Genomic DNA, 8898 nt, shown 5'->3' with positions numbered 1-8898 from the left:
GCATGCAAAGCAGTATCAGTCATGTGTCCAGGGTAGTGGACGCCTACGACACTTTAAATAGCGCATCGCCACGGGCGCAGCTTCCCGCCGCACCGTCGCGGCGCACCGTGTGCGTCGTCGCCGCACCATCCCCCGAAGTAAAAGTGACAAGCGGCACAATAGGATAGGATTGCTGCATGCGAGTACATATTGGAACAGATCATGCCGGTTTCGAGCTCAAGGAATTCCTAGTGGAGAAGCTCGAAGCCAGTGGCTACGAAGTGGTGGACCACGGCGCCAAAACCTATGACGCGCTCGATGATTACCCCGCCCCGTGCATTGCCTGCGGGCAGGGCGTTGTAGACGACGCCGGGTCGCTGGGCATCGTGCTGGGTGGCTCCGGGAACGGCGAGCAGATTTCCGCGAATAAGGTGCGCGGGGTGCGCGCCATCCTCGCCTGGAATGAGGATACGGCCAAGCTCGGGCGCGAACACAATAACGCCAACGTCATTTCCATTGGCGCGCGCCAGCACACCCAGGAAGAAGCCTGGAACCTGGTCAAGCTTTTCCTGGAGACGCCCTTCAGTGAAGATGAGCGCCACCAGCGCCGTATCGATCAGATCGCGCGGTACGAAGGCGCCTAAAGCAGTACGAAGGCGCCTCAAGCGGCCTAAATATATATCGCCGGATCGATGAGTGGTTCGTGATGGGCCGGGGTGCGCACCCGCGCGGGGATTCCCACCGCGGTCGCTTCCGCCGGCACATCATGAACGACGACGGCGTTCGCGCCTACCTGGGAACCGTCCCCAATGTGGACAGGGCCTAGTATCTTTGCGCCTGCCCCCACCATGACGCCGTTTCCCAAAGTGGGATGGCGTTTGACCGGTTCGGCTGATGACCCACCCAGGGTCACCCCGTGGTAGATCATGCAATCATCGCCGATCTCCGCGGTTTCCCCGATCACCACACCCATGCCGTGGTCAATGAAGAAACGGCGGCCAATGTGGGCGCCGGGGTGGATTTCCACCCCGGTGAGCAACCGGGTGGCTTGGGAGAGGAGGCGCGCCGGTAGCCGCAGCCGCGGCGTCGCCTCCCACATCGCGTGCGCCACCCGGTGCCCCCACACGGCATGCACGCCGGAGTAAGCCAGTACCACCTCCAGGCGGGAACGCGCCGCCGGATCGCGCCGGCGCGCCGTATCAATATCTTCCCGCATGAGCCGGAGTGCTCGAGATAAACCCATAGAACCTACTCTAGCCGGCCGCCCGCGCTACGGGCGTATAGCCCCGCGCCAGGTTGGCCTGCGCCGTCGTACCGGTACCTCCCATTAGTCGCGGTAGGGATCGAAAAGGGGAGTGGAAGCGTAACGCTCCCCGAAATCGGGGATGATCACCACGATGCGCTTGCCGGCAGCTTCCTCGCGCCCCGCCACCTCGAGGGCGGCCTGGAGGGCGGCGCCTCCGGAAATGCCCAGCAGCAGGCCCTCCGAGGTAGCGGCAGCGCGGGCCACCTCGAGAGCCTTAGCGGTGGGAACCGGGATGACTTCGTTGTAGAGCTTGGTGTCGAGCACCTCGGGCACGAAATTCGCGCCGATCCCCTGGATGCCGTGCGAACCGGCCCGCCCTTCGGAGAGTAGCGGGGATTCGGCGGGCTCCACCGCGATAATCTTCACGTCCGGGTTGTGGCGGCGCAGCGCGCGCCCCGCACCGGTAATGGTGCCCCCGGTGCCGATACCGGCAATGAAGTAATCCACCTTGCCTTCGGTATCCGCCCAGATTTCCTCACCGGTGGTCTTTTCGTGGATCGCCGGGTTGGCGACGTTCGTGAACTGGCTGGCCAGGATCGCGTTCTCGGTAGTTGCCACGATTTCTTCGGCGCGCGCCACGGCGCCCCGCATGCCTTCCTTCGGATCGGTCAGCTCCAGGCGCGCCCCGAAAGCGCGCAGCAGCATGCGCCGTTCCACCGACATGGACGCCGGCATCGTCAAAATAACCTTGTAGCCGCGCGCGGCGCCCACCCAGGCCAGGCCGATCCCGGTATTCCCAGAGGTGCCCTCCACAATGGTGCCGCCGGGGCGCAGTGCACCGGCCTTTTCAGCGGCGTCGATAATGGCCACCGCCACCCGGTCTTTCACCGAGTTGGCGGGATTGTAAAACTCAAGCTTGGCGAGGACTTCCGCGGAGCTGCCCTCCGCGAGCTTATTGATACGGACGAGGGGCGTGTGCCCCACTAGTTCAGTAGCGTCGTTGAAAATGGTCATATTTTCCTCCTCGGGTACGCTAACGCCGCTGCGAGCCATATTGTTCCCGCTGCTCCATAGTATTTTCTGGAGTGCGCCCGGCGCGCCGTGGCCCGAGATGTGGATAGAGCTGGGCGAATGCCCGCGCTAGCCGCGCGTTCCCGGCGCGGCGGAGTGTTCTTGCGGAAACCGGAGCGGCGGGTACGGTGCGCGGACGGCGCGCTAGCCGCGCGTGGTGGTGCCTGATTCCTGTGCGCGCCGTTCGGCCTCCGCGGCGAAAGCTGGAATGAGGAAATCGAGTTTGGTATCGAGGTTGGCCCGGTCGCGCCATTTCAGGCGGGAGAACAACACAATATTTCCGCGGGTGGGTTGGGCGATATCGGCATCATCTTTGACGTTATTGAATGACGCGGCCGCGGCGTGCGTGGCCATAATGATATTGGTAACGGTATCCACCGCCAGCAGCCCGATTTCCACATCCCAGCCGGCGATATCTTCGAGTGCATTAATAAGGGCGTTGAGGTGCGGGGCGATAAAACGCGAGGTGGCGGAGAACTGCACGAAAAGCAGGTCAAGCCCCGGGTGAGTATCCATGAGCTCCCATACCTTATTCGCATAATCGCGCAGCAACGCATCCGCACTATCCCCTTCGGGTGGGGGATATTCGCTCGAAACGCGCGCCAAACATGCTTCCATGAGGTCTTCGCGGCTTTTGAAAAGGCGATAGAGAGCGGATGTAGCCACACCGAGCTTCTCGGCAACCTGGCCGAGCGTGAACCGATCCAATCCGATGTCGAAGACTGCATCGATGGCTTCATCGGCAGTAAAGGTCGGTTTGGGGCCGGTCTTCTTGTGTGACCGCAGGGGGCTTCTCATGGCATCACCGTATTCAGTGGTTGACGTATGTCGATACGGCGCAGCACGATGTGGCCGTTTTTGTTTATTTTAACGCGCTATAGACGAGTCGTCATGTTTATCCAGCTAGGGGGACCTCGATAATCGCATCCTCAATTTGTTCGACGCCGACATTCCCCGCGGACAACTCTGCCATCATAGCGGCCAGGGCTGCGCCGCGCTCCGTAGAAATATGCAGTTCAACACCTTGGTTGTGGTAGTCCATCTCCGGGGTGAAGCCGGCGCCCGAAAGGGCAGCAATGTACTTGCCGGCATCGGAATGGGGGAGGAAAGCCCGGTAACGGGGCACGACGCGCCGTTCCACCATGCGGGCCTCGCCGAGCGCCTGGGTTACGGAATCCGAATATGCCCGCACCAAGCCACCGGTTCCCAGCAGGGTTCCCCCGAAATATCGGGTGACCACCGCAACGACGTCGGTGATGCCCGCGCCGAGGAGAGTATCGAGCATGGGGCGCCCAGCGGTGCCGGAGGGCTCGCCGTCATCAGAAGAACGGTGGATCGGAGCGCTTCCCGGAACGGAGACCACGTAGGCGCTGCAATGGTGGCGTGCATCGGAGAAGCGCCGCTTCTCACCGTCGATTACGGCGCGTGCCTCCGCCTCGGTGGCAACCCGCGCCAGCACCGTGATAAAACGTGAACGCTTGATCTCAAGTTCGGTTTCGTAGCGCGCCCCGGCCTCTAATAGCACATCCGACATATCGGTATTCTCTCATCACCGCTGCGCGCACGGGGCGCGGGCGGCGGCGGATGGTGCGCTCGCCCGCCGTATTGCACCGTTCCCGCCGTATGGTGCGGCGTTCACGCCCGCGCGCACCGTGCCGCACCATCCCCTCATACAGGGCGCGATGATGCTTGGTATCTCACACGCGCCATCTGGCGCGGCGGGGAGGTGATGAGGTAGACTCATTCGCTGTGTGTTATTGAAGTGCCGGTCCAGGCACGGAAATTCACGAAGATTCGTAGCGGCTGCGCAGGGCGGCCCGGAAAGTAGAGAGGAGCGGTTGACATGGCAGTACCTAAGCGCAAGATGTCCCGCAGCAACACCCGCTCTCGTCGCTCCCAGTGGAAGGCCGAGCTCACCGAGCTCCAGACCGTCCGCGTGCGGGGCCGCGAAGTGCGCATCCCGCGCAAGCTGGCCAAGGCTTACAAGAAGGGTCTGCTCTCGGACTAAGTCCGCGGGAAGCTCAAGCTTGCTTACCCTCGTGAGGATTCCTCACGGGGGTATTTTTTATCTCGCGGGGCAGTTGCTGGCGGCAGCGGGCAGCTCATTTCCTAGAATGGAAGGGACACCGACGAAAGGGGTCCCCATGCAAACCCGTCGCTACGCCGCCATCCTCGCCGCCGCGGCCCGCCAAAAACTCAGCCGCCGCGCCGTTCCCCAGGCTGACGAGCTGCCGCGGGTGCAAGTCCACGCGGTCGCCGAGCGCGCCGTGGGGGAAGGCATTGCCCGTTTCGCCGGCGGGGGAGTGGGTGGGCACGCCCCGGCTGCCCTGCTGCACCAGCTGTGCTTGGGCCCCACCCTCGATATTCTTGCCGACTCCCGCCTGCCCCTCGTCGCCACCGGCGCCGTGATCACCGACCTACGGTGGGAGATTCTCAGCCCCGTCCCCTTCGGCCGCCCGCTCACGGTGCGGGCGTGGGTCGCCAGTTTTGAGCGCGATGAGAAGGGAACGGCGCTCCGCGTCGCAGCGGATATTTTGTACGACGGCGCAGTATGTTACCGGGAAATCGCCCGATACCTGGACCGCGGCAGCACCGGGAGCCCCGTGCACCTCACCGGGGCAGAACCGCAACCCGAGCACAGTGTTTGGCCGGAGGACGGCGCACCGTCCGCACCGTCCTCGGCCCCCGCTCCATCGGCACCGTTGGAACCTGGCGCACCGTCCGCACCGTCCTCGGCCCCCGCTCCGTCTGCACCTGGCGCGCCGTCCGCACCCGACGCTCCATCCGCCCCCAGTGCCGTTCTCGATTTCCGTGCCGAATTCGGGGTGGATGAGTCCGGGCATCTGCGCTACGCCACGCCCTACGCCCTGGCCGAACGGCGCTTCACCGCTAAAGATGCCCGCCATTGGGCCCGCCTGACCGGGGATATCAACCCGATCCACCTCTCGGGCGCCACTGCGCGCCTCTTCGGCTTTAGCGGGGCGGTGCTCCACGGCGCCGCTACCGACGCCTGGGCTTGCGGCCAGCTCGGCCTGCGCGGGGATGCACCGGGCAGCGGGGAGGTCAGCTTCCGGGCGCCGGTGGTGCTGCCCCAAAAAGTGGTGCTGCGCGCCGTGGGGGAGGAAGGCGCCGTCGCCGTGGTGGAAGAACGCACCGGGCGCGACCTCGTCCACCTGCGCTACACCAGTTCTGAATTACGCGAGGCGCAAGCCGGCATCGTGCTTCCCATCCGCGAGGGGAAACCCTCGAGCACCGCGGTCTCGCGGGGCATGGTAGAAGTCTTCGCGGAAGGCGACGCCGCGCTCGCCGCATCCCTTGAAGAAGCAATTCCCTGGCGCCGTACCTACCGTGAGCCCTACGCGCAGCTCACTCGGATTGATAATCCGGCCCACGGGGCGAAGGCGGCGCGCGCCGGCCTGGATTTCGTGCACAGCACCCTCACCTTGCATGACGGCACCCCGCTCGCCGAACTGCGCCCGCGCGGCGGGGCACCACGGGGCGAAATCCTGCGGGGCACCACGGTGCCGTGCCCCTTCACCGTGCCCTTCCGGGGCCGGGAGATTCCGGAGCACCGGCGCGGGGCAACTCGCCAGGATGCCCGCGGGGACTACGTGTACCTGAGCGGCACGGAGCTCCTGGACCACCTCGCGCTCTGGGAAGAAAACGGGCGAGTGCAGCCGGGGGTGCTGGCGGCCCTCACCGAGGTGGTGCACAACCCGGAGATGATGCGCCTGGAGGGGCGCACCGTGGCGGTGCTCGGTGCCGGGGCGGAACTCTCGCCCGCGCCCACGCTGCTGGCCACCGGCGCGCGAGTGGCGGGAGTGGGGCGCAGCGAGTCGCGCCGTATGCGCACCCTCCGTGCCCGGGCCCTGGAAGCTGCCGGGGATCTGCATATTGCGCCCTCGGGCTTCGGCGATGTGACCGCCGCCCCGGACGCCGTGGCCGGCTGGCTCCTCTCCCTGCCCGGCGACCTCGTGGTGGTGGATACCCTCTACGCGCCCGGATATAAGTTCGTGCTGGTGGAGGCGGGAGCGGATGCCGTGCTGCGCATGGTGGGCGAAGAAAGCGCGGCCGCCTTCGCCTGGTACGGTTCCCCCACGGATGCCTACCCGGTTGCGGGGAACGACGCCGCAGCGGCTGGCGCCGCTGAACTCTCTGGCGGGCTGCTTTCCCGAGCGGCGATCCGCAGCTGGGCAAAGCTATCCGGGGCGCGGCCTGCCCGGCAGGGCGGCGTCGTCAATCTGCTCCAAGATATCCAGGGCCCTAATTACGCGGCAGCTAAACGCATCGGGCGGTGGCGCGCCACCGTCGAGCGGGAAGCCGGCCGGGATATTTCCTACACTATCGCTCCGATGGCCCGCACCGAATCGGTCCTCATTTCCCAGCCGCTACGTGCCGGATATGCCGGATTGGAACGGCTGGGATACCCGCCCCTTGCCGCGGATACCGCCGCGGCCCTCCTCGCCGGCCTGCTGGTCTGGGACCTGCACCATCCCGAAGCCACCGCCTCATCCGCCAGTTTCCTGACCGACCGCGCCCTGGACGGCGGGCTTCTTTCCATTCCCTACCAGCCCAATGACCTGGCCGGGCTCGCGCTCCTCAGCGGGGCGGAGAAACTCCTCGGGCGCCCTAGCAAACCTACGGCCGGGCGCTTACGGGAGCGCCCGGCCGTAGGGGATGCGTCCTCGGGGTACTAAACGAGGGAAGGCTGTTAGGATCCCGAGGACAGATCTGGTTGGAGTGGACAGGTTCCTTTAGTGGATGAGGACCTTGAGGGCATTGGTATCCGCGGCGTGGGCGAAAGCCTCATAGGCTTCCATAATGTCCTCGAAGGCGAATTCGTGGGTGACGAACTTATCGGCGGGCAGCTTCTTGGCGGCCACCAACTTGAGCAGCATCTCCAGGGTATTGGTGGACACCAGGCCCATAGAAATATTGATATTGGCGATCCACAGCTTGTCGATAGGCAGATCAACCGGCTTGCCGTGCACGCCCACATTGGCCACGTGGCCACCCGGGCGCACGATCTGGAGGCAGGTATCGAAGGTGGCGGGAACACCCACGGCCTCGATGGCGACGTCGACACCTAAACCATCGGTGAGGGCCATGACCTGCTCCTTCCAATCGGCGGAGCTGTTATTGACCGTGTGGGTGGCACCGAAATCACGGGCGCGATCCAGGCGCTTATCATCGAGGTCAATGGCGATGACCTTGGCCGGCCCGTACAGGCGCGCCGTCATGACCGCGGCCAGGCCCACGGGGCCCGAACCGACCACCGCGACGACATCGCCCGGCTTGACCTTGCCGTTCTGCACCCCGATTTCGAAACCGGTGGGGAGGATATCGGAAAGGAGGATACCTTCCGCATCGCTCACGCCTTCCGGAATCTTGTACACGGAATTTTCCGCGAAGGGCACGCGCACGTATTCGGCCTGGGTGCCGTCAATCATGTAGCCGAAGATCCAGCCGACGCCCGGCATACCTTCGGGATCCATGCAGTGGGCGTACATCCCTTCACGGCAGTATGAGCAATGCCCGCAGGAGCTCACGCAGGAGAGAATCACGCGGTCGCCGACCTTGAGGTTCGTCACGTTCGAGCCAACTTCGGTGATGCGGCCAATTCCTTCGTGGCCCAGAATGCGCCCGGGCTGCACTTCCGGGGTGTCACCCTTGAGGATGTGGAGGTCGGTACCGCAGATCGTGGTTGCTTCCATCTTGACGATAACGTCGGTGGGTTGCTGGATTTGCGGGTCAGGAACTTCTTTCCATTCCTTAATACCCGGACCTCCGTAGACAAGAGCCTTCATAGTTTTCTCCTCATTGAGTCGCTCTGGTGAATGCGGTGCCGTGACTGGCGCCACGCTCTCTAATCTACTGGGACGTATGGCCTATGGGAAGAGCGTGCGGCGGCGCGTTATGTAACGTTGATCACGGGGGAGATTTACAAGAAATACGTGAAAATATGCGGGAAAGTGGGTGGCGTGATGGGTGAAATGGGTTGACGTGAGCGCCGTGCCTGGTTGGCGTAAATTAAGGACATACGTCCCGCGCCGGTCCGGTTTTGTGGAAATTGTGGGCTGCCAGCTGGCGGCGTCGTCGTTCATAAAAATATGGCGAGGCTGCGATAAACGTAAGGGTGTACGGTCGGGACGGCGGGACTTGAACCCGCGACCCCCCGCTCCCAAAGCGGGTGCGCTACCAAACTGCGCCACGTCCCGTACTGGTTGTGTATGCGTTGCCACGCGCCGGAAACTGAATGCTCCCGGCCTGCCGGCCTTGCGGCACGACCTAGGCAACGTGCCTAGTGTAATGGATTCTGGCCGGTGCTGCCCACGGCCCCGGGGTGCGTAACGGAGTGGAACTCTTGGGGGTGGGGTGGTATTCTCTTCGGGTAGTGTTCGCGAAAGCGGCTCTGCGCGAGTGTAGTTTAGTGGTAAAACCTCAGCCTTCCAAGCTGATGATGGGAGTTCGATTCTCCTCACTCGCTCCGTATTTTCGCTGGTCATCAGGCGAATATTTATAGAAACTCCCGCGCAATATTTTTCTTTTCCCGGTGCCGTACCATGCCCCACGAGGGAAATGCCCCACTTTCACGATATTAT

At 63.9% G+C, this 8898-nt stretch carries 8 protein-coding genes and 2 tRNA genes; 4 read left to right on the top strand and 6 right to left on the bottom strand.

The genetic code is table 11. The features are described from left to right. The first annotated feature begins 176 nt into the window (after positions 1-176). The gene (locus tag QP305_RS05380) at positions 177-623 is read left to right on the top strand and encodes a ribose-5-phosphate isomerase (RefSeq protein ID WP_284883669.1); all 447 of its coding nucleotides are present in this window, start codon (positions 177-179) and stop codon (positions 621-623) included. A gap of 26 nt (positions 624-649) precedes the next feature. Here QP305_RS05380 and epsC read toward each other — a convergent pair whose 3' ends face one another. From epsC to QP305_RS05360, 4 genes are all read right to left on the bottom strand, one after another. After that, a complete protein-coding gene (gene epsC / locus QP305_RS05375) occupies positions 650-1222 on the bottom strand; it encodes a serine O-acetyltransferase EpsC (RefSeq protein ID WP_087071041.1) in 573 nt (190 codons plus the stop codon). A gap of 84 nt (positions 1223-1306) precedes the next feature. After that, positions 1307-2239, bottom strand: coding sequence for a cysteine synthase A (gene cysK / locus QP305_RS05370; protein ID WP_284904404.1), 933 nt, complete (start codon positions 2237-2239; stop codon positions 1307-1309). 201 nt (positions 2240-2440) lie between these two features. Beyond that, a complete protein-coding gene (locus QP305_RS05365) occupies positions 2441-3094 on the bottom strand; it encodes a TetR/AcrR family transcriptional regulator (RefSeq protein ID WP_284904403.1) in 654 nt (217 codons plus the stop codon). Positions 3095-3191: 97 nt separating this feature from the next. Then, the gene (locus tag QP305_RS05360) at positions 3192-3830 is read right to left on the bottom strand and encodes an IMPACT family protein (RefSeq protein ID WP_284904401.1); all 639 of its coding nucleotides are present in this window, start codon (positions 3828-3830) and stop codon (positions 3192-3194) included. Positions 3831-4139: 309 nt separating this feature from the next. Here QP305_RS05360 and rpmF point away from each other — a divergent pair, with 309 nt between their 5' ends. Continuing rightward, positions 4140-4304 (top strand): 50S ribosomal protein L32, encoded by a 165-nt coding sequence (gene rpmF / locus QP305_RS05355; RefSeq protein ID WP_016442420.1) that lies wholly within the window; start codon positions 4140-4142, stop codon positions 4302-4304. Between the two features lie 136 nt (positions 4305-4440). Continuing rightward, the gene (locus QP305_RS05350) at positions 4441-6993 is read left to right on the top strand and encodes a MaoC family dehydratase (protein ID WP_284904399.1); all 2553 of its coding nucleotides are present in this window, start codon (positions 4441-4443) and stop codon (positions 6991-6993) included. A gap of 57 nt (positions 6994-7050) precedes the next feature. Here QP305_RS05350 and QP305_RS05345 read toward each other — a convergent pair whose 3' ends face one another. Further along, positions 7051-8103: a zinc-dependent alcohol dehydrogenase family protein gene (locus QP305_RS05345; protein WP_284904397.1), complete on the bottom strand. Its 1053-nt coding sequence runs from the start codon at positions 8101-8103 to the stop codon at positions 7051-7053. Positions 8104-8440: 337 nt separating this feature from the next. Beyond that, positions 8441-8514, bottom strand: a tRNA-Pro gene (locus QP305_RS05340). 198 nt (positions 8515-8712) lie between these two features. On the opposite strand from QP305_RS05340, the gene QP305_RS05335 reads away from it, so the two are divergent. Further along, positions 8713-8783: transfer RNA gene (locus QP305_RS05335), tRNA-Gly, on the top strand. Positions 8784-8898: the final 115 nt, after the last annotated feature.

It is taken from the genome of Actinotignum timonense (assembly GCF_030216305.1).
Lineage (GTDB): Bacteria > Actinomycetota > Actinomycetes > Actinomycetales > Actinomycetaceae > Actinotignum > Actinotignum timonense_A.
The sequence above is the reverse complement of the archived record's forward strand: the minus strand, read 5'-3'. Positions and strand labels throughout refer to the sequence as shown.

Bases quoted from the DNA above. Each gene is read 5' to 3' on its own strand.
- QP305_RS05380 (WP_284883669.1), top strand. From the start codon at position 177: ATGCGAGTACATATTGGAACAGATCATGCCGGTTTCGAGCTCAAGGAA.
- epsC (WP_087071041.1), bottom strand. From the start codon at position 1,222: ATGGGTTTATCTCGAGCACTCCGGCTCATGCGGGAAGATATTGATACG.
- cysK (WP_284904404.1), bottom strand. From the start codon at position 2,239: ATGACCATTTTCAACGACGCTACTGAACTAGTGGGGCACACGCCCCTC.
- QP305_RS05365 (WP_284904403.1), bottom strand. From the start codon at position 3,094: ATGAGAAGCCCCCTGCGGTCACACAAGAAGACCGGCCCCAAACCGACC.
- QP305_RS05360 (WP_284904401.1), bottom strand. From the start codon at position 3,830: ATGTCGGATGTGCTATTAGAGGCCGGGGCGCGCTACGAAACCGAACTT.
- rpmF (WP_016442420.1), top strand. From the start codon at position 4,140: ATGGCAGTACCTAAGCGCAAGATGTCCCGCAGCAACACCCGCTCTCGT.
- QP305_RS05350 (WP_284904399.1), top strand. From the start codon at position 4,441: ATGCAAACCCGTCGCTACGCCGCCATCCTCGCCGCCGCGGCCCGCCAA.
- QP305_RS05345 (WP_284904397.1), bottom strand. From the start codon at position 8,103: ATGAAGGCTCTTGTCTACGGAGGTCCGGGTATTAAGGAATGGAAAGAA.